Raw genomic sequence first — 22,574 nt, forward strand, 5'->3', positions numbered from 1 at the left:
TGATCAGGCGTGTGGGGGGTGGCTACCTTGCAGCCACCGCCCGCACGCCCGGGTGGAGCCCTGAGCCCGGCTCAGGGTTGCAGCGCTGCGGTACTGCTGTTGAGCTTTGGCTGGCGGTACAGGTCCAGCAGCACCTGGTCGAGCACTGCCGAGGCGCCCCAGGGTTTGGGGTCGTTGAGAATTGCCACCACCGCCCAGGTGTTGCCGTTGCTGTCGCGGCTGAAGCCGGCGATGGCACGCACCGTATTCAGGGTGCCGGTCTTGATGTGTGCTTCACCGGTCATGGCGGTGCGCTTGAGGCGCTTGCGCATGGTGCCGTCCATGCCGGTCAGCGGCATCGAGCTGATGAATTCGGCAGCGTAGGGGCTCTTCCAGGCTGCCTGCAGCAGGGTGGCCATTTCCCTGGCGCTGACACGCTCGGCACGCGACAGCCCTGAACCGTTCTCCATGACCAGATGCGGCGCGGTGATGCCTTTCTTCGCCAGCCACTGGCGCACCACGCGCTGTGCGGCACGGGCATCGTCGCCGTCGGCATCGGTGCGGTACTGCGCGCCCAGGCTCAGGAACAGTTGCTGGGCCATGGTGTTGTTGCTGTACTTGTTGATGTCGCGGATCACCTCCACCAGGTCCGGGGAGAACGCGCGGGCCAGCAGGCGTGCACTCTTGGGAACTTCGGCAACCCGGTCAGCCCCCATGATGCGCCCGCCCAGTTCGTTCCAGATGGCACGTACCGCGCCGGCGGCGTAGGTCTGGTGGTCGAGCAGTGCCAGGTAGGTCTGGGAGTTGCAACCGTCAGCCAACTGGCCGCTGACCACCACGCTGACGCCGTCGGCCTGGGTCACCGGGTTGTAGCGCACTTCGCCCTTGCACTGGTTGCCCGGTACCGCCTTGACCTGGTTGTCGATGCGGATGCTGGCGATGGGCGGCTCTACCGATACCAGGACCTTGCCGCCATCGTTGCGTGCCACGAAGCGCAAGGCCTTGAGGTTGACCAGCAGGGAGTCGGGCTTGACCAGGAACGGCTTGTTTTCATCGCCGCCGTCGTCGTTGAACTGGGGAAGCTGGGGCTGCACGAAGTGGCTACGGTCCAGCACCAGGTCGCCATTGATGGTCTGTACGCCGTTGGCGCGCAGGTCGCGCATCAGCAGCCAGAGTTTTTCCATGTTCAGCTTGGGGTCGCCGCCGCCCTTGAGGTACAGGTTGCCGTTGAGGGTGCCGTTGCTCAGGGTGCCGTCGGTGTAGAACTCGGTTTTCCACTGGTGGGTCGGGCCGAGCATTTCCAGCGCGGCATAAGTGGTGACCAGTTTCATGGTCGAGGCCGGGTTGACCGACACATCGGCGTTGAACACCGTGGGTGTGCCCGGGCCATTGAGCGGCAGCATCACCAGCGACAGCGCGGAACCGTCGAGCTTGTTGGTCTTGAGGGCCTGTTGCACCTTGGGCGAAAGGGTGGTGTTGACGGGGGCGGCGTGGGCCGGCATGGCCAGTGGCAGCAGCAGGCCGGCGAACAGCAGTGAACGTAGAGATGTGGTCATTTGCACTGAAACCCTGCAGGCGAGGGGTGAAAAAAACCAGAGCGCAATAGGGTGACGGCCCCGGTATGGAAAAATATAGCGCGCATTATGCACCACGCATGCTGCCCATGTGCCTAACAATGCCTGTCAGTGCGGCGATTTTTCGGGTTTTATTCAGGCAGTTTCGCGGTGGAACTGGTAAAGTGCCGCGCGTTATTACTTAAGAGGATTGTTTCATGGCGACCAACCGTTCCCGCCGTCTGCGTAAAAAACTGTGTGTAGACGAGTTCCAGGAGCTGGGTTTCGAACTGAACCTGGAGTTCAAGGAAGACCTGTCCGACGAAGCCATTGACGCTTTCCTCGACGCCTTCCTGGATGAAGCCATGGATGCCAACGGCCTGGACTACGTCGGCGGCGACGACTTCGGTCTGGTCTGCAAGGCAGATCGTGGCTCGGTCACCGAAGAGCAGCGTGCTGCAGTGCAGGCATGGCTCAAAGGCCGCAGCGAGCTGACCAAGATCGAAGTCAGCCCGTTGCTGGATGCCTGGTATCCGGAAAAGCCGGTCAACCCGGCTAGCTGATACCTCGTCAAAGCGGCAGCCCTGGTGGCTGCCGCTTGCGTTCTACCCCTGCATCGGCCCCGTTCCCGTGGGCTGCGACAGCGCCTCCAGCGTATCGCGCAACGCCTGATCCACCTCGTTCATCGCCCTTAGCACCTGCCGTGTGCGTCGCCTGAGCACAGGTTCTGGCGCAGCGTCCTCGCACGCCGCTTCCAGCCGTTCGCAGGCCAGCATCAGCGCCTCGGACTGCACCATGCGCGCCACCCCCAGCACCTTGTGTGCAGCGTCCCTGAGTATTGCCGGCGAGCCGCGAGTATCGGCGTCGAGCAGCTGCTGACGGTCGATCGGGGCGCAACTGAGCAACTGTTCGAGCAGGCGGCGCAGTTCGCCTGGGTCGTTGCCGATGATCGGCCCCAGCCCCATCAGGTCGATCAGGGGCATGTCACCACGGGCGCGGCCTGCCGACAGGGGAGCGTCGTTCAGGCGCTGGCTGAGTTCATGCAGGGTGATGGGTTTGAGCAGGCAGTCGTTCATGCCCGCGGCGTGGCAGCGATCACGCACTTCAGGTTGGGTATTGGCGGTGTAGGCCAGGATGGTGCAGGGCGCGCGCCCGAGTATGCGCTCTTCCTCGCGTACGGCCTGGGCCAACTGGTAGCCGTCCATCTGCGGCATGTTGCAGTCCACGATCAATACGTCGAAAGGCTCCAGGCGCCATGCCTGCAGCGCACTCAGGCCGCTGTCGGCATTGGTGTGCTGCACGCCGAGAAAGTCCAGCTGCTGGCCCATCAGCAGAAGGTTGGCCGGGTGGTCGTCGACCACCAGCACCTTCACCGCCGGCGCCGGCAAGGTCGGCTGGGGCACAGGGTCGGCGAGCTTCTCGCAGGCTGCCAGCCCCGTCAGCGGCATGCTGATCTTCACCTCGGTCCCGGTGCCCGGTTCGCTGTGCAGCGTCAGCTGGCCGCCCATCATGGCGCACAGGCTGCGGCTGATGACCAGGCCCAGGCCGGTGCCGCTGCGTGCCAGCGGGCTGTCGGGGGCGACCTGGGCGAAGGGCTGGAACAGGTACTGCTGGTCGGTCGCGCTGATGCCGATACCGCTGTCGCTGACCGAGAGCAGCAGTTGCAGGGTATCGGGCCCGGCGCCCGGTTGCAGGGCCAGGTCCACGCGTACCTGGCCCTGGTCGGTGAACTTGATCGCGTTGCTGACCAGGTTCGAGAGGATCTGCTTGAAGCGCAGCGGGTCGAGCAGCACGTCGCGGCAGGCGCTCTCGTCGATGACCAGGCTCAGGCTGAGGTCCTTCTGCCGGGCCAGGGCCTCGAACACCCGACCCACCGACTCCACCAGCTCACCCAGGTTGACGCGCTGGGGGCTCAGGCTCATGTGGCCGGACTCGATACGCGCGATGTCGAGGATATCGCCGATCAGCGACAGCAGGTCCCTGGCCGAGCTGTAGGCCACCTCGATGGCGGGACGGTCGAGGTGCCCGGCATCGGCGCGCTTGAGTGCCAGCTCGAGCATGCCGATCACCGCGTTCATGGGGGTACGGATCTCGTGGCTCATGGTGGCCAGGAACTTGCTTTTTGCGCGGTTGGCGTTATCGGCCTGCTCCTTGGCCTGGCGCAGTTCCTGGATCAGCTGGCGGCGGTCGCTGATGTCCAGCCAGCCGCCGATGATGCCCTGTACCTCGCCCAGCGAGTCGCGGTACGGCAGTACCCAGTGGTAGATGGTCAGCTCGCGGTTCTTCAGCATCATGGGGCGGTCGACGATCAATGGCAGGCCTTCGTTCATCACCTGCTGGTAGTCCGCCTGAAACTGACTGGCATTGTCGGCATCGGTGAGCGGCGCATCGTGGATGGACTTGCCCAGTACCTCTTCGGCGCGCGCCTCAACGGCCTGCAGGTAGCTGTCGTTGCAGCTCTTGAGCAGGCCTTGGCGGTCACGCACGTAGATCGGGTGCGGCGTGCCGTTGACCAGCGCCCGCATGAACTCGAGCTGGTCGCCCAAGGCGCGCTCGATCTGCTCGCGCTTCTTGATCTGGCGACGCATCCAGCCGTTCCAGGCCAGCGACAGGATCAGCAGCAGGCCAGTGCCCAGCACCAGTTGAATGATGAAGCGCTGGTGGCTTTGCCAGTAGGAGCTGGGTTCGCCGCTGAAATCGCGCCAGCGGCCATTGATTGCGCCCAGCTCCTGGGGCGGGATGCTAAGCAGGGCCTTGTCGAGGATAGAGGTCAGTTCGTCGGCGCCCTGGGCGGTGGCCATGGAGTAGGTCGCCGGCTCGTCGCCGATGTTGGCGCGGATGATCAGCTGCTTTTGGGTGGTGAGCCTGAAATTGGCATTGATCAGCGCGGTGACCATGCCGTCCACCTGGTGACGCGACAGCAGTTCGGCGGAGGCTGCGGGGCTTTCCGTTTCAACCAGCTCGATGCCGCCATGGCGAATGCGCAGCCCGTCGTTGAGCGTACTGCCGCGGGTCACGGCCAGGCGCTTGCCATACAGCTGGCGCAGCGAGGCAGGTTCGTCCTCGCCCTTGCGCGTGACCAGCACGTAGGCGTTCTCCAGGTAGGGCCGGCTGATGTTCAGGGTGGCTTCGCGCTGTGTGCTGGGCGTGATGGTGGCGATGACGTCGGCGCGACCCTGGTGCAACTGGTCGATCATGTCGCTGATGCCGGCGCTGCGATGGATCTCGAAGCGCAGGCCGGTGCGCAGACGGATCAGCTCGAGCAGGTCGGCAACGATACCTCGCAGGTTGTTGGCACTGTCGTAGAACGACAGCGGCGCGGCGTTTTCGTCCACCACCACGCGCACCACCGGGTGTGCCGCCAGCCAGCGTTGTTCGCGTGGGGAAAGTTGCAGCTTGCGATCAGTCAGCAGCATGCCGTCGCCGATGCTCCAGCGCTGGAAGATGCTGGTGCGCATGGCGCTGGTGACCGCGTCCAGGGTGGTATTGACCAGCTCGAGCAGCAGCGGGTTGTCGGCGCGCAGGGCGAAGCTGAAGCCCACAGGCTCGTGTTTGCCGAAGTTCACCATCTTGAGGTTTTTCAGGTAGCCCTGGTTGATCTGGTAATAGGTCGACAAGGCGTCCCCCAGGAACACGTCGGCCTGTTCGAAGGCCACCGCGTTGAGGGCATTGTGGTAGGAGCTGTAGGTCTGCACCGTGGCGTTGGGGTAGGTGGCGCGAACCTCGCTCAATGGCAGGTAATGGGCAACCACGCTCAGGCGCAGCCCCTTGAGGCCGTTGTCCAGTGCCCGGGTTTCATTTTCGCGGGTGACCAGCACCGGCAGGTCTTCGGCATAGGGGCGCGACAGGGCCACCTCGGGGAGGGCGGCATCGTAGCCATTGGCACTTCCCAGCAGGTCGATGTGCCCGTCTATCAGGGCTTGCAGGGCCTTGTCGCGGTTGGCGAAGCGCTTTACCCGAATGGGCCGGTTCAAGGTATTGCCGATCAGGCCGGCGTAGTCGGCGGTCAGGCCCTCGTAGTCGCGGCCACTGGCGGTGATGTCGAACGGCGCGTAGTCCGGTGCCGAAGTGCCCAGTACCAGCACCTCATGCTTGTCGAGCCAGTCGGCCTGGGCCGGTGTGGGGGTTACAGCCATGGCCGCCAGGCCGCTGCGGCTGAGCAGCTCGTAGTTGCGCTCGCCGGGTTCGTTGGCGCAGAGCGAAGAGGCGAGGCAGGCCCCGACGAACAGCAGGCAGAACAACAGAAGACGTTTGGCCATGCTCGCACTCATACCAGCGCGTTGCGTTTGGCCATCTCGATCAGTTCCACCAGCGAGTTGGCCTTGAGTTTCTGCATCAGGCGTTTTTTATAGGTGCTCACGGTTTTATTGCTGAGAAACATGCCGGACGCAATTTCCTTGTTGCTCTTGCCCTGGGCAAACAGTTGCAAAACCATCAGTTCGCGATCATTGACGGTCTTGAACAGTTCCATCTCGCTGTCGCCGCTGTCCTGATGGCGAAGTGGGTTTATTGCCTGGCTGGGGAAATAGTTGTAACCGGAAAGTACCGCCTTGATGGCACTGAGCAACTCGCTGAGGTCCTCCTGCTTGCATACATAACCGCAAGCCCCCGACAACATGCAGCGTGTTGCAAACAGTACGGGTGATTGCGCAGTCAGCACCAGAACCTTCATCGGCACGGCCATGCTGTTGAAGCGTGACAGCACTTCCAGGCCATCCAGCTTGGGGATGCCGATGTCGAGGATGATCAGGTCGGGCACGGTTTCGCGGGTCATCTGCATGGCGTCAACGCCATTGTCGGATTCGCCGGTGACCCGATAACCCTCGTTCTCCAGCAACATGCGTACAGCCAGGCGAATGACGGGATGATCGTCGACAATAAATACGGAGTGCATAATCACCTTCCAGGTAGGGGCCATAAAGAAGCCGCACCATAGCCCAGTTGGAAGGCGTGCACGTAAATAGAGTTGCGCTCAAACTTAATATGGGAAAATTCCTACAATAAGTTGGGCGCAAGGCTACAAATAGTTGATTTTCAAGCGCGCCATATCGTTTTGCGCACTAATCAATACGGCTGCAATCGCCTACGTTACATACGTGGAAGTTGCAGCGTATTGATCGAGTCAACTGCATCAGATCGGGCTTGAACGCCCGGTCATTTCGCGGGCCATTTCGCTGGCATAGCTGTCGGTCATGCCGGCAATGAAGTCGATCATGCGAAGGAAGGCGCTGTGCAATGTGCTGTTGGGGTCGGGCGCATTGTTGCCCAGCAGGTCAAGGATGCGCCGGTGCTTGAACGAGGGCGTGCGTCCGCCGTGCTGTTCCAGTGCTGCGCCGCAAAATGCATTGAGCAGAATCTCCAGCGTGGTGTAGGCACCGATTTCATGCAGTGTCTTGCGCTTGTCCTGGAAGATCTTCTTGCGCGCCATGTCCTTGGCCTGCAGCACACAGCGCTTGGCCGGGCCGTGCATGTGCTCGACCAGGTCGCCGTGCAGGGTGCCGGCCAGCAAGGCTTGCTGCTGCTCGACGAATGCCCGTGCGGCGGCGTTGGTCAGGTGCTCGATCGCCTTGCCGCGCAGGATCGCCAGCTTGCGCCGGCGCGAATCCCCGGGGCCCAGCTGGCGGTAGGTTTGCGGCAGGTCGTCACCCACTAGCCCCAGCAGCAGCGCTTCTACCTCGGCGTAGTCGAGCAGCTCCATTTCCAGGCCGTCTTCCAGGTCGATCAGCGCATAGCAGATATCGTCGGCGGCCTCCATCAGGTACACAAGCGGGTGCCGGGCCCAGCGTTGCGGCTCGAGTTGCGGCATGCCCAGCTTGCGTGCGATCTGCTCCAGCAGCGGCAGCCCGCTCTGGTAGCAGCCGAACTTGTGCTTCTTGTAGCCCAGGGCATCGGCGTGGCGGGCGCTCCAGGGGTACTTGAGGTAGGTGCCCAGGGTGGCGTAGGTGAGGCGCGTGCCGCCATCGAACTGGTGATACTCCAGTTGGGTCAACACGCGAAAGCCCTGGGCATTGCCTTCGAAATTGAGGAAGTCGCCCCGTTCGGCATCGCTCATCGCATCCAGCCAGCCGCGTCCGGCGGCCTGCTGGAACCAGTGCCGGATTGCGTCCTCGCCGGAGTGGCCGAACGGCGGGTTGCCGATATCGTGGGCCAGGCAGGCAGACTGCACCACCATGCCCAGGTCGCTGGGCGCGCACCAGTCCGGCAGGCTGTCGCGCAGTGTCTCGCCCACCCGCATGCCCAGCGAGCGGCCCACGCAACTGACCTCCAGCGAGTGGGTCAGACGCGTGTGGATGTGATCGTTGCTGGTGACCGGGTGTACCTGGGTCTTGCGCCCCAGGCGGCGAAAGGCACCCGAGAAGATGATCCGGTCGTGGTCCTTGTGGAAGGGGCTGCGCCCGAGTTCTTCGGGGCTGTGCAGGGTTTTGCCGAGGCGTTCGCGGGTAAGCAGTGTGTGCCAGTCCAAAGCCGGTTCTCCAGTGCGGGGCAGGCCCCTAGCTTCCCGTGTCCCGGACGTGGCCGCAACCCTCAGAGGCCATCGGCATCCAGGTCGATCAGCAGCAGGCGGCGCCCGTCGTCGAAGAACTGGCCGGCGGTCATGCAGTACTGGTTGGTGGTGGCGTCGCGGTAGGTGCTGGACAGGATCAACCGGCGCTCATCCCAGCCCTCGGCCAGCAGGTGATAAAAGTAGGGCCGCCATGACCAGTTGTGGCCCTGGTAGCCGTTGTTCACGTGCCAGTGCTGGCCGTGCCATTCCAGATTGGGGGTGAGTTGGGTGCCGTGCCGGTCACACAGAAAAAACCGCAGCACCCAAGGGTAGGCGTGCAGGTTCGGCAACTGTTCGACCGAGGCCTGGGCCTGCGCCCAGGCCTGCAGCCGGGGCATCAGTTCGGCCAGTTGCTGGCGGCGCTGCATCAGCCGTGCGCGCTCGTCCAGCTTGCCCTGCACGTAGCGCTCGCGCAGGTGGCCGAAGCGGGTGACGAATGCATCGCTGGCGAAAAAACCGGCCTGGGCCTGGGCGAACAGGTGGCCCTGCAGGTAACGCGCGCCACATTCCAGGGCGAAGTCAAGCTCGGCCTCGTTCTCGACGCCTTCGGCAATGATCCAGCACCCGGTCTTCTCGGCCATCTGGGCCAGGGCCTTGACCACTTCGCTGCTGGGCCCGCCGCGGGCGGCGGCCTGGAACAGGCGCATGTCGAGCTTGAGAATGTCTGGCTGCAGCGCCAGCACCCGGTCCAGCTGCGAGTAGCCGGCGCCGAAATCATCGATGGCGATGCGCGCGCCGGCCTGGCGATAGCGCGTGACCACATCGGCCAGGCGCTGCAGGTCGCCGCCCTGTTCGGTGATCTCGAAGACCACCCGGCGTGGATCGATGCCGTGCTGACGTATCTGCATCAGGCTGGGCAAGGGTTCGTCGGCAGTCAGCTCGCTGATCCAGCGGGGCGAGATGTTCAGGCTCAGAAACCAGTCGCCCGGTGCCTGGCTGAAGGTTGCCAGGGCCTGGCCGCGCAGCGTGCGATCGAGGGTGCGCAGGGCTGCGGTGGGCATTTGCGGGTCAATGAACAGCGGGCCGACCGAGCGCAGCTGGCCGTCGGCCTGAACCAGTCGGCCAAGGGCTTCGATACCGGCGATGCGGCCAGTGGCCGTATCGATGAAGGGTTGATAGCAGGCGAGCGGGTGCCCGTCGTACACGGCGGCTCCTTGTTTTTACGAGACGGCTGGCCGGATGCTCAGCACGGCAAGCCTGCGGCCCGCCGCCTCGTATTGCAAGAATGCAGCCAGTTTGCGTTCAGCGCCTTGACTGCATGAACAGGCGTATCAGCGGCGTCAGGCTGCTGCCCACGCCGGCCAGCCGTGTCAGGCTGCCGTTGCGTGCGCCCTTGCCGGTCAGAAAGCCCAGCAGCACCACGGCGCCGATACCCCAGAGGGGTGCGTGCTTGATGCCCAGGCCGCCCTGCAGCCCGCCTTGCAGGGAGTCGCCCACCCCGCGCAGGCGTGTCAGCGGCTTGAGCAGTTGCCCGGATTCGTGGCGGATTTCCTGGCGACGCATTTCCAGGCGCAGGCGTACCAGGGCCTTGCGCAGTTCGCGGCGGTCGGTGGTTTGCGGCAATTCAGGCAGGCTCATGGCAACAGGCGCTCCCGGTCCTTGGCAAGTTCTTCGAGGGTGGCATGGAACGGCGAGGACTCGTCGAACACCGCTGCCTTGAGGCGCAGTCCGCAGAATACCGCCGCCAGGCTGTAGAACACGCACAGGCCGATGATGCCGGCCAGGCGATAACTGTCCCACAGCAGAATCAGCAGCAGCGCCGACAAGGCCGTCAGCAACAGCAGGGCGAACACCAGGGCCAGCCCGGCGAACAGCAGCAGGCTCAGGGTGCGCGCCTTCTGTTCCTGCAGTTCGATGCCGAACAGTTCGACGTGGCCGTGCAGCAGACCAAGGATGGCGGCGCCAAGGCGCCGTGAAGACGAGCCGGTGGTTTCGGTTTCCATACCCCGTACCTCAGCGACGACTGGCCAGCAGGCCGATCAGAAAGCCCACGCCAGCGGCGATGCCGACGGATTGCCAGGGGTTGGACTGCACGTAGTCCTCGGTGGCGCTGAGTGCAGCCTGGCTGCGTTCACGTACCGAGTCCTGGGTCTGCTTGAGGGTCTCGCGGGCACGCGACACGCTTTCCTCGATCTGCCTGCGCAACTCGTCGGCCTGATCGTCGGCCAGGGTCGCGGAGTGCTCCAGCAGTTTTTCGGCATCCTGTACCAGGATTTCGAAGTCTGCCTGAAGGATATCTTTTGCAGTTTTGCGGGCCATGGGTCTCTCCGTGTCAAGTGGGCGTCTGGCATTTCGAGTGCCGAGCGCTGCGTAAGGTTCAGTGCAATCGGCAGTGGTACAGCACTTGCCTTGCCTTGGTGCAGCAGGCCGGGCGGCCGCGCCAGATCAGGGCGCGAAACGACGGCCGGTCGATAAACCATAACCCAATCCACGACAAACCCCGGAAAAAACTCCACGTCAGCGCTGCATTCGCGCCCCCGGCCCCCCCATGGCGGGCCAGGGTAGTGCGCACGGCAGCCGCTAGCGCCCGGTCAGCAGGCGGGCCTGGCAGGCATCGATGGCGTTGGAGGGGCCGCTCAGCAGCACCGCGTCACCGGCATGCAGGCAGGTATCGGTGGCCAGGGCCACTTCCTCGCCATCGCGCTGCACGGCCTGTACTTCCACCCCGAGCAGGTCCAGGCCCAGCTCGGTCAGCGGGCGACCGCAGGCATAGGCATCGGCGCCCAGGTTGACCGCATGCAGCATGACCTTTGGCAGGCCTTCGCTGTCGACCGGGCTGGTCTGTGCCCCCTGGTAGAACCCGTGCAGCAGGCGATAGCGGCTCTGGCGCACCTCGTCGATACGCTGCTGTACACGCTCCTGGGGTACGCCGAGCATCACCAGGGCATGGGAGGCGAGCATCAGGCTGGACTCCAGCAACTCCGGTACCACCGCCGTGGCACCTGCGGCGCGCAGTTCGTCGCGCAGGCTGTCGTCGCGGGTGCGCACCAGGATCGGCACCTGGGTGTTGAAGTGACGGGCGGCCTTGAGCACGCTCATGGCGACATCGGTCTTGTCCACCGCGATCACCAGCAGCCGGGCACGCTCCAGGCCGATGGCCGCCAGCAGTTCGCCGCGCCGCGAGTCGCCGTAGTGCACGCGCTGCTCGCCGGCGGCGGCCTCCTGCACCCTGACCGGGTCGTCGTCCAGGGCAATGAAGGCCAGCTGTTCGCGCCGCAGGAAGCGCCCGATGGACTGGCCTACCCGGCCATAACCACAGATCAGCACGTGCCCGCTGAGCGAGGCGCTTTGTGCCTGGATCTCTTCGAGCTGCACCTCCTGGTTGGGTTTGCGATGCAGGCGGGCGGCCAGCGCCGGAGCGCCGCGCAGCATCAGCGGGGTGACCAGCATCGAACAGAAGGTGGCGGCCAGCAGCAGGTGCCCGAGGTCTTCGGGCAGCAGGCGGGTCTGTTGCATCTGCGCCATCAGTGCGAAGCAGAACTCGCCGCCCTGGGCCAGGGCCACGCCACTGCGCCAGGCGGTTTCGCTGTCGCTGCCGCGCAGCTTGACCAGCACCGCCACCACCACGCCCTTGATGGCCAGCAGGGCCAGGGTCAGGCCGAGGATTTCCAGGCCGTGGCTGGCAAACAGTTGCAGGTCGATGAGCATGCCGATACTGACAAAGAACAGCCCCAGCAGGATGTCGCGGAAGGGGCGGATATCGGCCTCGATCTGGTGGCGATAGTTGCTTTCACCCAGCAGCATCCCGGCGAGGAACGCCCCCAGTGCCGGAGACAGGCCCAGCAGGTGGGTAAGCCAGGCGGTCAGCAGCACGATCACCAGTGCCAGCAGCACGAACAGCTCGGCCGAGTGCGAGCGGGCCACCTCGTGGAACAGGCGCGGCAGCAGCCAGCGGTTGGCCAGCAGCAGGCCGATGAACAGGATCACGGTCTTGCCCAGGGTCAGCGGCAGCGCCCAGTACCAGGCCTGGCCGCCCTGGCCGGCGAACACCGGCACCAGGGTCAGCAGCAGTACCGCAATCACGTCCTGGAACAGCAGCACGCCAATGGCGTTCTGGCCGTGGCTGCTGAAGATTTCGCCGAGGCTGGTGAGCTCCTTGCTGACGATGGCGGTGGACGACAGCGCCAGGCCGCCGCCCAGCAGCAGGGCTGCCCCGGCCGGCATGCCAAGCAGCCCCAGCAGGCCGGCCAGCAGCAGCGCCGAGCAGATCACCTGCAGGCTGCCCAGGCCGAAGACCACGCGGCGCAGGGCGAGCATCTTGCTCAGGGAGAATTCAAGGCCCAGGGAAAACAGCAGGAACACCACGCCCATTTCGGCGAGGTCGGGCAGTTCTTCGCTTTCATTGACCCAGTCCAGGGCGGTGGGGCCGACGAACAGGCCGACGCACAGGTAGCCCAGCACGGGGGGCAGTTGCAGGCGCCGGAAAATGGCGATGACCACCAGTGACGAGGCCAGGATGATCAGCAGGTTGGCAAACACTCAATACACTCCATTGCAATGCCGACGGGCGCGAAAAAATTTGTCAGTTTACAGCGCTCGAGGCCACGCAGGCTGACCCAGGTCAGTCGTTGGTGTCTCGACCCGCCAGGTGTACGGGCCTAGAATACGGGTCCGCTTTTCACGTTTCACGGTACTTCCCATGCTTCCTGAAACTCAACTGCTCGGCACCCTGGGCTGTCACCTGTGCGAGGTGGCCGAGGCCATTCTGATGCCGCTTGTCGAGCACGGGCTGCTGGTCGAGCTGGTCGATATTGCCGATGATCCGGCCGATGTCGAGCGCTACGGCCTGCTGATTCCGGTGCTGCGTCGCTGTGACTCCGGTGCCGAGCTGCTCTGGCCGTTCGATACCGAGCAGGTGGTCGCGTTTCTGAGCTGAGCGTCGCCAGCGGGGTGTTCACATGCCGATGCACAATCTGTGATGCAACGGCGCAGGTGCTGTTGGAGAATCGCCAGCGCAGCATACACCCGTGACGAAGTCTCATCCGCCAAGGAGTGGCGAACCATGCACCTGAGTCCGCATTTCACACTGGAAGAACTGACTGCTTCCGAAACTGCCCGACGTGAAGGCCTGACCAACCAGCCCGGCCCCGATGCCCTGGCCAACCTGTGCCGTCTGAGCCAGACCCTGGAGCAGGTACGCAGCCTGCTCGGGCATCCCATCCGCGTCAACAGTGCCTACCGCAGCAACGAGCTCAACCGTCGTGTCGGCGGGGTGAGCGGCAGTGCGCATACCCTCGGGCTGGCAGCCGATATCAGCGTGGCGGCGCTTTCACCCCTGGTGGTGGCGCAACGTATCCTGGACAGCGGTCTGGCGTTCGACCAGCTCATTCTGGAGTTCGACCGCTGGGTTCACCTGGCCATCGCCGAAGGGGCAGGGCGCAAGCAGGTGCTGACGGTGCGCGAGGGTACCGGCTACCTGCCGGGGTTGCAGTGAGTACTGTTCATTCATACACTGTATGCAAATACAGTAATCGGGTGAGCGCTTGCGCCAGAGGGGCCGGACGATGGTCAACGTCGAACAATTGAAATACAGCGTCAACCGCATGGCTGTCGAACAGGTGCGCGAGGCCGTGCTCGAATTGCGCCTCGATGGCCTGGTCACCGAGGGCAAGACCCCTTTCAGCAAGATCCACTTCAACACCTGCTTTGCTGAGATCGAGGCATTGTTCCAGCGCGCCGGTTACCACCGGGCGCTGGATGTGGTCGGTTACAAGGGCCTGATGTATGCGTTGTACGATCCGGGCCGCTGGGAGGCGGTGGATGTGCTGCGCTGGCTCAAGGAGTTTACCGAGGCTGCGGCAACCCGGGCTGGCTGAGCCGGCAGGCATGCCGGATAATGGACGGCCCCCAACTGGCGAGCATGTCCATGAGTGTCCCTTTCGATCCGGCCCAGCACCAGGCCAGCACTGTCTGCCTGCCACCGGGCAGTTGGGCCACCGTGCTCGACTGCCTGTGCGACCACTTCAAGGCGATCAGCCGTGAACAATGGCTCGATCGCATCGCCCGTGGGCGGGTGCTGGATGCCCAGGGCGCGCCGATTGACGTGGGCCTTGCCTACAAGCCAGGCCTGCGTATCCACTATTTTCGCGAAGTACCCAACGAAAAGCCGATCCCGGTGCAGGAGCATATCCTGCACGTCGACGAGCACCTGGTGGTGGCCGACAAACCGCACTTTCTGCCGGTGACGCCCACTGGCGAATATGTCGAACACACGTTGCTGCGCCGTTTGATTCGCCGGCTCGACAACCCGCACCTGGTGCCACTGCACCGCATCGACCGGCACACGGCGGGCCTGGTGCTGTTCTCGGCCAACCCGCAAAGCCGTTCGGCCTATCAGCAGCTGTTTCCCACCCGACAGATCGACAAGCACTACCAGGCCATTGCTCGCGCCTTGCCGCAGCTGGAGTTCCCGCGGGTGCACAAGAGCCGGCTGGTCAATGGCGAGCCGTTCTTTCGCATGCAGGAGGTGCCCGGCGTCAGCAACAGCGAAACCATTGCCCGGGTTCTGGAAAAAAACGGCGAGTGGTGGCGCTACGGCCTGTCACCGGTCACCGGCAAGACCCACCAGTTGCGGGTGCACATGACGGCGCTGGGGGCGAGTATCTGCAATGATCCGTTCTACCCGCAGATCGTGCAGGGCCCCGATGACTACGCAAGGCCACTCAAGCTGCTGGCCCACAACCTGCGCTTCAACGACCCGCTCGATGGGCAGGAGCGCTATTTCGAAAGCCGGCTGACACTGGACTGGTAGACCGCTGTGGGCGCACAACCAGAGGTTGTGCGCCACCGGGTCAACGGTTGAAGCGCTCCACCAGGGAATACTGGGTGGTGGCGGTGAGGGTCAGTTCCTCGCTGAGCAGCGCCGAATGCTGGGCCTGCTCGGAGGTCTGGTCGGCAAGCTGGGCGATGGTGCTGATGTTGCGGCTGATTTCATCGGCCACTGCGGTCTGCTCTTCTGTAGCGGCGGCAATCTGCGTGGTCATGTCGGTGATGTTGGCCACCGCCTCGCTGATGCCCACCAGCGCCTGGTCGGCTTCCATCACCCGTGCCACACCTTCCTCGGCCTGGCGATGGCCGGTTTCCATGGTCTGTACGGCATTGCTGGCGGTTTGCTGGAGCTTGGCGATCAGGCCGTGGATCTGCCCGGTCGATTCACTGGTGCGCTGCGCCAGCTGACGCACTTCGTCGGCCACCACGGCGAAGCCGCGGCCCATTTCACCGGCGCGTGCCGCTTCGATGGCGGCGTTGAGCGCCAGCAGGTTGGTCTGGTCGGCAATGCCCTTGATCACATCGACCACGCCACCAATCTCGTCGCTGTCGCGGGCCAGCTGGGTCACGGTCAGGCCGGTTTCGCCCACGGCAGCCGACAGACGCTGGATCGCATCGCGGGTTTCGCCGGCGATGTCGCGGCCGCGCCCGGTCAGGCGGTTGGCTTCCTGGGTGGCATCGGCGGTGCGCTGCACGTGGTTGGCCACTTCCTGGGTGGTGGCGGCCATCTGGTTGACGGCAGCGGCCACCTGCTCGGTCTCCACGCGCTGGCGCTCCAGACCCGAGGAGCTGTTGTGGGCCAGGGTGTCGGACTGGCGCGCCTGCTCGTTGAGGTGCTCGGCGGTGTCCTGCAGGCGGGTCAGGCAGGTCTTGAGGCGCGCGTCCTGGCTGAGCATGGCCATTTCCAGGCGAGCCTGCACGCCGCGGCTGTCGGTGTACATCTGCGCGATCAGCGGGTCGGAGGTGGTCTGTTCGGCCAGGCGCAGCAGGCGCTTGAGGCCACGCTGCTGCCAGCTCAGGCCCAGCAGCCCCAGCGGTACCGACAGGGCGGCCGCCACGGCGAAGCCCCAGGAGTGGCCCAGCCAGCTGCCGATCAGGAAGCCGACCTGGCTGACCAGGATGAACGGCAGCCAGTCCTGCAGTACCGGCAGCCAGCGGTCGCGGCGCGGAATGGGTGGCTTGCCCTGATTGATGCGGTGATACAGCGCCTCGGCGCGACGGATCTGTTCGGCGCTGGGCTTGACCCGCACCGACTCGTAGCCGACTACCTGGTTGTTCTCGAAGATGGGGGTGACGTAGGCGTTGACCCAGTAATGATCACCCGACTTGCAGCGGTTCTTGACGATGCCCATCCACGGCAGGCCCTGCTTGAGCGTACTCCACATATGCGCAAACACAGCCGGCGGCACATCCGGGTGCCGGACCAGGTTGTGTGGCGCACGAATGAGCTCCTCCCGCGAAAAGCCGCTGATCTCGACGAAGGCATCGTTGCAGTAGGTGATCACACCCTTGGCATCGGTGGTCGATATCAGACGTTGTTGGGCAGGGAAAGTCCGTTCGCGCTGGGTAATCGGCTGATTGTTACGCATAAGCTGTTCTATCCGGAAGGCTTTCGTGGTGTATCGGCAGACAGGCGTTTTTATTGAATGGATATTTAAAGAATATTGATCCGGCTCAAGGTGCCTTAGCTGTTCGTGTTGTAGTTGAAAGGCTGCAAAGTCAAGCAACTTGTTTGCATTCTTTCATATATTTGTCATGTTAGTCAGCTAGTGACCTGGTGTTCACGCGGGGGCAGGTAGCGGGCGGGCAACGCCGCACAGTGCCTCCGGTTCAGGTCGAACTCAGTGGCCACACTGCGGGCCGGTGCAGGCCCGGCGCAACGGCGCCGGGCCTGCTTCAGGCTAGCTCGCGATCAACTGGCGCAGCACGTAGTGCAGAATGCCGCCAGCCTTGAAGTACTCCACTTCGTTGAGCGTATCGATGCGGCACAGTACCTGGATCTGCTGCGTCGATGCGTCTTCGCGGGTGATGTGCAGGGTCAGCGTCATGCGTGGCTGCACCTGGGTCTGGCTGAGGCCGAGGATGTCGATGCGCTCATGGCCGGTCAGCCCCAGGGTCTTGCGCGTCTGGCCCTCGGCGAACTGCAGGGGCAGCACGCCCATGCCCACCAGGTTGGAGCGGTGGATACGCTCGAAGCTTTCGGCCAGTACCGCCTTGACCCCCAGCAGGTTGGTGCCCTTGGCGGCCCAGTCGCGGCTGGAACCGGTGCCGTACTCCTGCCCGGCGATCACCACCAGTGGTGTCCCTTCGGCCTTGTAGCGCATGGCCGCGTCATAGATCGCCAGCTTCTCGGCGCTGGGCACATGCACCGTGTTGCCGCCTTCCTCGCCACCGAGCATCTCGTTGCGGATGCGGATGTTGGCGAAGGTGCCGCGCATCATGACCTCATGGTTGCCGCGACGCGAGCCGTAGGAGTTGAAGTCCCGCGGCTCCACGCCCTTGTCGCGCAGGTAGCGTCCGGCCGGGCTGTCGGCCTTGATGTTGCCGGCGGGCGAGATGTGGTCGGTGGTCACCGAATCGCCCAGCAGCGCGAGTATCCGGGCGCCGTGGATGTCTTCGATGACCGGCAGCGGGCCGGTGATGTCGTCGAAGAAGGGCGGATGCTGGATGTAGGTGGAGTCCTCCTGCCACACATAGGTCGCTGCCTGCGGCACCTCGATGGCCTGCCACTGTGCGTCGCCGGCAAATACCTCGGCATACTCCTTGTGGAACATCGCGGTATCGACCTTGGCCACGGCTTCGGCGATTTCCTGCTGGCTGGGCCAGATGTCGCGCAGGTACACCGGCTTGCCGTCCTTGCCCAGGCCCAGAGCCTCGCTGGACAGGTCGACGCGCACGCTGCCGGCCAGGGCGTAGGCCACCACCAGCGGCGGCGACGCCAGCCAGTTGGTCTTGACCAGCGGGTGTACCCGGCCTTCGAAGTTGCGGTTGCCCGACAGTACCGAGGCGACGGTAAGGTCGGCCTGGGTGATGGCCTTTTCGATCGGCTCGGCCAGCGGGCCGGAGTTGCCGATGCAGGTGGTGCAGCCGTAGCCGACCAGGTCGAAGCCCAGGGCATCCCGATAAGGGGTCAGCCCGGCCGCCTTGTAGTAGTCGGTCACCACCTTGGAGCCGGGGGCCAGTGAGGTCTTGACCCAGGGCTTGCGCTGCAGGCCCTTTTCCACGGCCTTCTTGGCCACCAGCCCGGCAGCCATCATCACGCTGGGGTTGGAGGTGTTGGTGCAGGAGGTGATCGCGGCGATCACCACGGCACCGTCCTTGAGCAGGTGATTGGCGCCCTCGTGCTCGTATTCGATTTCGCCGGCCTGGTCGGCATTGCCCACCGCGACGCCGCCGCCCCCTTCACTTTCCAGGCGCCCGACCTCCTTGGTCGACACCTTCAGTTGCAAGCCGATGAAGTTGTTGAATGCCTGGGCCACCTGGGACAGCGCCACACGGTCCTGCGGGCGCTTGGGCCCGGCCAGGCTGGCTTCGACTTCGTCCATGTCCAGTGCCAGGGTGTCGGTGAACACCGGCTCCTGGCCCGCCTCGCGCCACAGGCCCTGGGCCTTGCAGTAGGCCTCCACCAGTTGCACGGTGGCGGCGGGGCGACCGGACAGGCGCAGGTAGTCCAGGGTCACGTCGTCCACCGGGAAGAAACCGCACGTGGCGCCGTACTCCGGCGCCATGTTGGCAATGGTCGCGCGGTCGGCCAGGGGCAACTGGGCTAGGCCGTCGCCGTAGAACTCGACGAACTTGCCCACCACGCCCTTCTTGCGCAGCATCTGCGTCACCGTCAGCACCAGGTCGGTGGCGGTGATGCCTTCGCGCAGCTTGCCGGTCAGCTTGAACCCGATCACCTCGGGGATCAGCATCGACACCGGCTGGCCGAGCATGGCCGCCTCTGCCTCGATGCCGCCCACGCCCCAGCCCAGCACGCCCAGGCCGTTGATCATGGTGGTGTGCGAGTCGGTGCCGACCAGGGTGTCGGGGAAGGCATAGGTGCGTCCGTCTTCCTCGCGGGTCCACACGGTGCGGCCCAGGTACTCCAGGTTGACCTGGTGACAGATGCCAGTGCCCGGCGGCACTACGCTGAAGTTGTCGAAGGCGTTCTGGCCCCAGCGCAGGAACGCATAGCGTTCGCCGTTGCGTTGCATCTCGATGTCGACGTTCTCGCCGAAGGCCTGCGCGGTGGCGTAGCGATCGACCATCACCGAGTGGTCGATCACCAGGTCGACCGGGGAAAGCGGGTTGATGCGCTGCGGATCGCCGCCGGCCTTGGCCATGGCGGCGCGCATGGCGGCCAGGTCGACCACGGCGGGCACGCCGGTGAAGTCTTGCATCAGCACCCGTGCCGGGCGGTACTGGATCTCGCGGTCCGAGCGGCGCTGCTGCAGCCATTCGGCCAGGGCGTGCAGGTCCTGGCCGGTGACGGTCTTGCCGTCTTCCCAGCGCAGCAGGTTTTCCAGCAGCACCTTGAGCGACATCGGCAGGCGCTGCAGGTCGCCGAGGCTGCGGGCGGCCTCGGTCAGGCTGTAGTAATGGTATTCACGGTTCTCCACCGTCAGGGTCTTGAGGGTTTTCAGGCTGTCGAGCGAGGGCATCTGCCAACTCCTTCTGCGTCGGTGCCTGGCAATCATCCTTGCAGTCGCCAGTTCACCGCCTCTGTGACGGTCCGCACGGCACGGACCTGGCTAAGCGGTCAGGTTAGCCCTGTTTGGCGGACCTGACCATGTACTGGACCGGCGGGGCGTGTCGCCAGTTCCTAAACTGCTTTATCATTCGCCGATTTGCCGTGTGCAGGTGTTGCGCCCGGTCAGGGTTGGCGTGCAGGCCAGCCGTTCTGGAGTAGTTGATGAATACCCTGTTTATGCATTGCCGGCCCGGTTTCGAGGGTGAAGTGTGCGCCGAGATCGCCGAGCATGCCGCACGCCTGGGGGTTGCCGGTTATGCCAAGGGCAAGCCGCAGAGCGCCTGTGCCGAGTTCGTGTGCAACGACGCCGAGGGCGCCGAGCGCCTGATGCGCGAGCTGCGTTTCAAGCAGCTGATCTTTCCGCGCCAGTGGGCCCGCGGCAGCTTCGTCGAGTTGCCCGAAACCGACCGTATCAGCGTGCTGCTCGAGCACCTGGCCGCCTACCCGGTGTGTGGCAGCGTGTGGCTGGAGGTGATGGACACCAATGACGGCAAAGAGCTGTCGACCTTCTGCCGCAAGTTCGAGGCGCCGTTGTGCAAGGCCTTGAGCAAGGCTGGCCGGCTGGTTGACGACCCGGCCAGGCCGCGTCTGCTGCTGACCTTCGTCAGTGGCCGGCGCGTGTTCGTGGGGCTGGCCGCAGCGGACAACTCGGCGATGTGGCCGATGGGCATCCCGCGCCTGAAGTTTCCGCGCGAGGCGCCGAGCCGTTCGACCCTCAAGCTCGAGGAGGCCTGGCACCACTTCATCCCGCGTGAGCAGTGGGAGCAGCGCCTGTCGGGCGACATGACCGGGGTCGACCTGGGCGCCGCGCCGGGTGGCTGGACCTACCAGCTGGTCAAGCGCGGCATGCTGGTGACCGCGATCGACAACGGGCCGATGGCCGAGAGCCTGATGGATACCGGGCTGGTGCAGCACCTGATGGCCGACGGGTTTACCTACAAGCCCAGGCAGACCGTGGACTGGATGGTGTGCGACATTGTCGAGAAGCCGGCGCGCAGCGCAGCGCTGCTGGAAACCTGGCTGGGGGAAGGGCTGTGCCGCGAGGCAGTGGTCAACCTCAAGCTGCCGATGAAGCAGCGCTATGCCGAGGTGCGGCGGCTGCTCGAGCGTATCGAGGACGGATTCAAGGCGCGCAAGGTCAAGGTGTCGATCGGCTGCAAGCAGCTGTATCACGACCGTGAAGAGGTGACGTGTCACCTGCGTCGTCTGGATCTGAAACCGCGTTGAGACCCTCGCCGGCAAGGCCTTCAATCAACACCGAACAACCGCTGACCCCGGAGTACCTGATGACCGACCTCACCCCCGACGCCACCCTGGATGCCACCGGCCTCAACTGCCCCGAGCCGGTCATGATGCTGCACCAGCACATCCGCGACCTGGCGCCCGGCGGCCTGCTCAAGGTGATTGCCACCGACCCCTCGACCCGCCGCGACATCCCCAAGTTCTGTGTGTTTCTGGACCATGAACTGGTGCAGCAGCAGGAAGATGCCGGCACCTACCTGTACTGGATCCGCAAGAAGCTCGCCTAACCCCGGCGCTGCTGGCGGATGCGCTTGCGTGCGCTGCGCGCCAGGCGCACCGACAGCATCAGCGCCGCACAGGTCAGCCCCACGATAAGGCCTTCCCATAGCCCGCTGGGGCCGCTGGCCGGCCCGAAGTGGTCGGTAAGCCCCAGCAGGTAGCCCACCGGCAGGCCGATGCCCCAATAGGCGAACAGGGTCAGGATCATGGTCACGCGGGTGTCCTGATAGCCGCGCAAGGCGCCGGCCGCAGTCACCTGGATCGCGTCCGAGAACTGGAACAGCGCCGAATACACGATCAGCATCGAGGCGATCTGGATCACCGCCAGGTCCGTGGTGTAGATGCTGGCGATAGGCTCGCGCAGCAACAGCATCAGGCTGGCCGAAAAGCAGGCGTAGGCCAGCGCCGTACCCATGCCCACCCCGGCGGCAAAGCGCGCCTGGCGCGGGTCGCCGGCACCGATGGCCTGGCCGACCCGCACGGTTACCGCCATGCCCAGCGAATACGGGATCATGAACACCAGCGAACTCACGTTCAGGGCGATCTGGTGCCCGGCCACCACGGTGGAGCCCAGGCTGCCGATCAACAGGGCGATCACGCCGAAGATGCTCGATTCGGCGAATACCGCGATACCGATCGGCAGGCCGACCGTGAGCAGGCGCTTGATCACCGACCATTGCGGCCAGTCGAAACGGGCGAACACCTGGGCCGGGCGATAGGCCGCTGCACGGCCGACCCACAGCGCCATGGCCAGGGCCATGAACCACATCACGATGCCGCTGGCCCAGCCGCAGCCCACGCCGCCCATGGCTGGCACGCCCAGGTGGCCGTAGATGAACACGTAGTTCAGCGGGATGTTCAGCATCAGCCCGCTCAGCCCGATCACCATGCTCGGCCGGGTGCGGCCCAGGCCGTCGCTGCTGCAGCGCAGCACGTAGTACAGCGCCACCGCCGGCAGGCCGAAGGCGATGCCTTGCAGGTAGCCCATGCACGGTGCGATCAGTTCCGGGTCGACCTTCATCAGGTGCAGTACCGGCTCGGCGCTGAGCAGCAGGCCGCAACCGCCCAGGCCGACCACGCCGGCCAGCCACAGGGCCTGGCGCACCAGCGGGCCGATCTCGGCATGCTGACCGGCACCGAAGCGCTGCGCCACCTTGGGCGTGGTGGCCAGCAGGATGCCGGTCATCAGCAAAAACACCGGTACCCAGATCGAGTTGCCCAGGGCAACCGCTGCCAGGTCGCGCGGGCCGACCCGGCCAGCCATCACGGCATCCACGAAGCCCATGGCGGTGGTGGCCAGCTGGGCGATGATGATCGGCGTGGCCAACTGCAGCAGGCTGCGTACTTCAGTGCCGACCCTGGCTGGGCGGGAGAGGCGGGTGGTAGCGGTGTTCGACTGTGTCACGGGGCGGATGTCCACAATAAAGGCGCGGAAAACCGCCTAGTCTACGCCTTGACGCACGGGTCAGGAAATACA

General features: G+C 64.7%; 19 protein-coding genes. 7 read left to right on the forward strand and 12 right to left on the reverse strand.

Annotation, left to right across the window (positions count from 1 at the left end):
- Positions 1–71: 71 nt before the first annotated feature.
- Positions 72–1,535 (reverse strand): D-alanyl-D-alanine carboxypeptidase/D-alanyl-D-alanine endopeptidase, encoded by a 1,464-nt coding sequence (gene dacB, locus MF6396_RS01915; RefSeq protein WP_043864605.1) that lies wholly within the window; start codon positions 1,533–1,535, stop codon positions 72–74.
- Positions 1,536–1,750: 215 nt separating this feature from the next.
- On the opposite strand from dacB, the gene MF6396_RS01920 reads away from it, so the two are divergent.
- Complete coding sequence (locus MF6396_RS01920) at positions 1,751–2,095, forward strand: YggL family protein (RefSeq protein WP_043864604.1); 345 nt, start codon at positions 1,751–1,753, stop codon at positions 2,093–2,095.
- A 42-nt stretch (positions 2,096–2,137) separates the two neighbouring features.
- Here the strand turns inward: MF6396_RS01920 and MF6396_RS01925 are convergent, their stop codons facing one another.
- From MF6396_RS01925 to MF6396_RS01960, 8 genes are all read right to left on the reverse strand, one after another.
- A complete protein-coding gene (locus MF6396_RS01925; protein ID WP_078479589.1) occupies positions 2,138–5,791 on the reverse strand; it encodes a transporter substrate-binding domain-containing protein in 3,654 nt (1,217 codons plus the stop codon).
- Positions 5,792–5,799: 8 nt separating this feature from the next.
- Entirely contained in the window at positions 5,800–6,426 is a 627-nt protein-coding gene (locus tag MF6396_RS01930) for a response regulator transcription factor (RefSeq protein WP_043864602.1), read from the reverse strand.
- Positions 6,427–6,663: 237 nt separating this feature from the next.
- Positions 6,664–7,995, reverse strand: coding sequence for a deoxyguanosinetriphosphate triphosphohydrolase (locus MF6396_RS01935; RefSeq protein ID WP_078479590.1), 1,332 nt, complete (start codon positions 7,993–7,995; stop codon positions 6,664–6,666).
- A gap of 62 nt (positions 7,996–8,057) precedes the next feature.
- Positions 8,058–9,221, reverse strand: a complete 1,164-nt coding sequence (locus MF6396_RS01940; protein WP_078479591.1) for an EAL domain-containing protein — start codon at positions 9,219–9,221, stop codon at positions 8,058–8,060.
- A 97-nt stretch (positions 9,222–9,318) separates the two neighbouring features.
- Entirely contained in the window at positions 9,319–9,654 is a 336-nt protein-coding gene (locus MF6396_RS01945) for a hypothetical protein (protein WP_043864599.1), read from the reverse strand.
- Positions 9,651–10,019 carry a phage holin family protein gene (locus MF6396_RS01950; RefSeq protein ID WP_043864598.1) on the reverse strand — a complete coding sequence of 123 codons (369 nt, stop codon included), beginning with the start codon at positions 10,017–10,019 and terminating at the stop codon, positions 9,651–9,653. Before MF6396_RS01950 ends, MF6396_RS01945 begins: the two co-directional genes overlap by 4 nt.
- Before the next feature lie 10 nt (positions 10,020–10,029).
- A complete protein-coding gene (locus tag MF6396_RS01955; RefSeq protein ID WP_078479592.1) occupies positions 10,030–10,335 on the reverse strand; it encodes a DUF883 family protein in 306 nt (101 codons plus the stop codon).
- A 261-nt stretch (positions 10,336–10,596) separates the two neighbouring features.
- Positions 10,597–12,555 (reverse strand): monovalent cation:proton antiporter family protein, encoded by a 1,959-nt coding sequence (locus MF6396_RS01960; RefSeq protein WP_043864596.1) that lies wholly within the window; start codon positions 12,553–12,555, stop codon positions 10,597–10,599.
- A 160-nt stretch (positions 12,556–12,715) separates the two neighbouring features.
- Between MF6396_RS01960 and MF6396_RS01965 the strand changes: the two genes are divergently transcribed.
- The 4 genes from MF6396_RS01965 (at position 12,716) to MF6396_RS01980 (ending at position 14,827) form a co-directional block, all read left to right on the forward strand.
- Entirely contained in the window at positions 12,716–12,952 is a 237-nt protein-coding gene (locus MF6396_RS01965; RefSeq protein ID WP_043864595.1) for a glutaredoxin family protein, read from the forward strand.
- Positions 12,953–13,078: 126 nt separating this feature from the next.
- Positions 13,079–13,510 (forward strand): D-Ala-D-Ala carboxypeptidase family metallohydrolase, encoded by a 432-nt coding sequence (locus MF6396_RS01970; protein ID WP_078479593.1) that lies wholly within the window; start codon positions 13,079–13,081, stop codon positions 13,508–13,510.
- 70 nt (positions 13,511–13,580) lie between these two features.
- Complete coding sequence (locus MF6396_RS01975; RefSeq protein WP_078479594.1) at positions 13,581–13,892, forward strand: transcriptional regulator; 312 nt, start codon at positions 13,581–13,583, stop codon at positions 13,890–13,892.
- A gap of 50 nt (positions 13,893–13,942) precedes the next feature.
- Complete coding sequence (locus MF6396_RS01980; protein ID WP_043864664.1) at positions 13,943–14,827, forward strand: pseudouridine synthase; 885 nt, start codon at positions 13,943–13,945, stop codon at positions 14,825–14,827.
- A gap of 40 nt (positions 14,828–14,867) precedes the next feature.
- Here MF6396_RS01980 and MF6396_RS01985 read toward each other — a convergent pair whose 3' ends face one another.
- Both MF6396_RS01985 and acnA read right to left on the reverse strand, forming a co-directional pair.
- Positions 14,868–16,433: a methyl-accepting chemotaxis protein gene (locus tag MF6396_RS01985; protein ID WP_043864593.1), complete on the reverse strand. Its 1,566-nt coding sequence runs from the start codon at positions 16,431–16,433 to the stop codon at positions 14,868–14,870.
- A gap of 312 nt (positions 16,434–16,745) precedes the next feature.
- Entirely contained in the window at positions 16,746–19,487 is a 2,742-nt protein-coding gene (acnA, locus tag MF6396_RS01990) for an aconitate hydratase AcnA (protein WP_078479595.1), read from the reverse strand.
- A 251-nt stretch (positions 19,488–19,738) separates the two neighbouring features.
- Here acnA and rlmM point away from each other — a divergent pair, with 251 nt between their 5' ends.
- Both rlmM and tusA read left to right on the forward strand, forming a co-directional pair.
- Complete coding sequence (rlmM, locus tag MF6396_RS01995; protein WP_043864591.1) at positions 19,739–20,803, forward strand: 23S rRNA (cytidine(2498)-2'-O)-methyltransferase RlmM; 1,065 nt, start codon at positions 19,739–19,741, stop codon at positions 20,801–20,803.
- 59 nt (positions 20,804–20,862) lie between these two features.
- Positions 20,863–21,105 (forward strand): sulfurtransferase TusA, encoded by a 243-nt coding sequence (gene tusA, locus MF6396_RS02000; RefSeq protein ID WP_043864590.1) that lies wholly within the window; start codon positions 20,863–20,865, stop codon positions 21,103–21,105.
- On the opposite strand, the gene MF6396_RS02005 is transcribed toward tusA, so the two are convergent.
- Positions 21,102–22,502, reverse strand: a complete 1,401-nt coding sequence (locus MF6396_RS02005; RefSeq protein WP_414602818.1) for an MATE family efflux transporter — start codon at positions 22,500–22,502, stop codon at positions 21,102–21,104. The genes tusA and MF6396_RS02005 overlap by 4 nt on opposite strands.
- Positions 22,503–22,574 lie beyond the last annotated feature (72 nt).

This window comes from Pseudomonas sp. MF6396 (genome assembly GCF_002018915.1).
GTDB classification, from domain to species: Bacteria; Pseudomonadota; Gammaproteobacteria; order Pseudomonadales; family Pseudomonadaceae; genus Aquipseudomonas; species Aquipseudomonas palmensis.

Excerpts from the sequence above, each read along its gene's own strand:
- MF6396_RS01945 (WP_043864599.1), bottom strand. The coding sequence starts at position 9,654 with ATGAGCCTGCCTGAATTGCCGCAAACCACCGACCGCCGCGAACTGCGC.
- MF6396_RS01920 (WP_043864604.1), top strand. The coding sequence starts at position 1,751 with ATGGCGACCAACCGTTCCCGCCGTCTGCGTAAAAAACTGTGTGTAGAC.
- MF6396_RS01970 (WP_078479593.1), top strand. The coding sequence starts at position 13,079 with ATGCACCTGAGTCCGCATTTCACACTGGAAGAACTGACTGCTTCCGAA.
- MF6396_RS01965 (WP_043864595.1), top strand. The coding sequence starts at position 12,716 with ATGCTTCCTGAAACTCAACTGCTCGGCACCCTGGGCTGTCACCTGTGC.
- MF6396_RS01930 (WP_043864602.1), bottom strand. The coding sequence starts at position 6,426 with ATGCACTCCGTATTTATTGTCGACGATCATCCCGTCATTCGCCTGGCT.
- MF6396_RS01925 (WP_078479589.1), bottom strand. The coding sequence starts at position 5,791 with ATGGCCAAACGTCTTCTGTTGTTCTGCCTGCTGTTCGTCGGGGCCTGC.
- tusA (WP_043864590.1), top strand. The coding sequence starts at position 20,863 with ATGACCGACCTCACCCCCGACGCCACCCTGGATGCCACCGGCCTCAAC.
- MF6396_RS01980 (WP_043864664.1), top strand. The coding sequence starts at position 13,943 with ATGAGTGTCCCTTTCGATCCGGCCCAGCACCAGGCCAGCACTGTCTGC.
- acnA (WP_078479595.1), bottom strand. The coding sequence starts at position 19,487 with ATGCCCTCGCTCGACAGCCTGAAAACCCTCAAGACCCTGACGGTGGAG.
- dacB (WP_043864605.1), bottom strand. The coding sequence starts at position 1,535 with ATGACCACATCTCTACGTTCACTGCTGTTCGCCGGCCTGCTGCTGCCA.
- MF6396_RS01985 (WP_043864593.1), bottom strand. The coding sequence starts at position 16,433 with ATGCGTAACAATCAGCCGATTACCCAGCGCGAACGGACTTTCCCTGCC.
- MF6396_RS01950 (WP_043864598.1), bottom strand. The coding sequence starts at position 10,019 with ATGGAAACCGAAACCACCGGCTCGTCTTCACGGCGCCTTGGCGCCGCC.
- MF6396_RS01975 (WP_078479594.1), top strand. The coding sequence starts at position 13,581 with ATGGTCAACGTCGAACAATTGAAATACAGCGTCAACCGCATGGCTGTC.
- rlmM (WP_043864591.1), top strand. The coding sequence starts at position 19,739 with ATGAATACCCTGTTTATGCATTGCCGGCCCGGTTTCGAGGGTGAAGTG.
- MF6396_RS01955 (WP_078479592.1), bottom strand. The coding sequence starts at position 10,335 with ATGGCCCGCAAAACTGCAAAAGATATCCTTCAGGCAGACTTCGAAATC.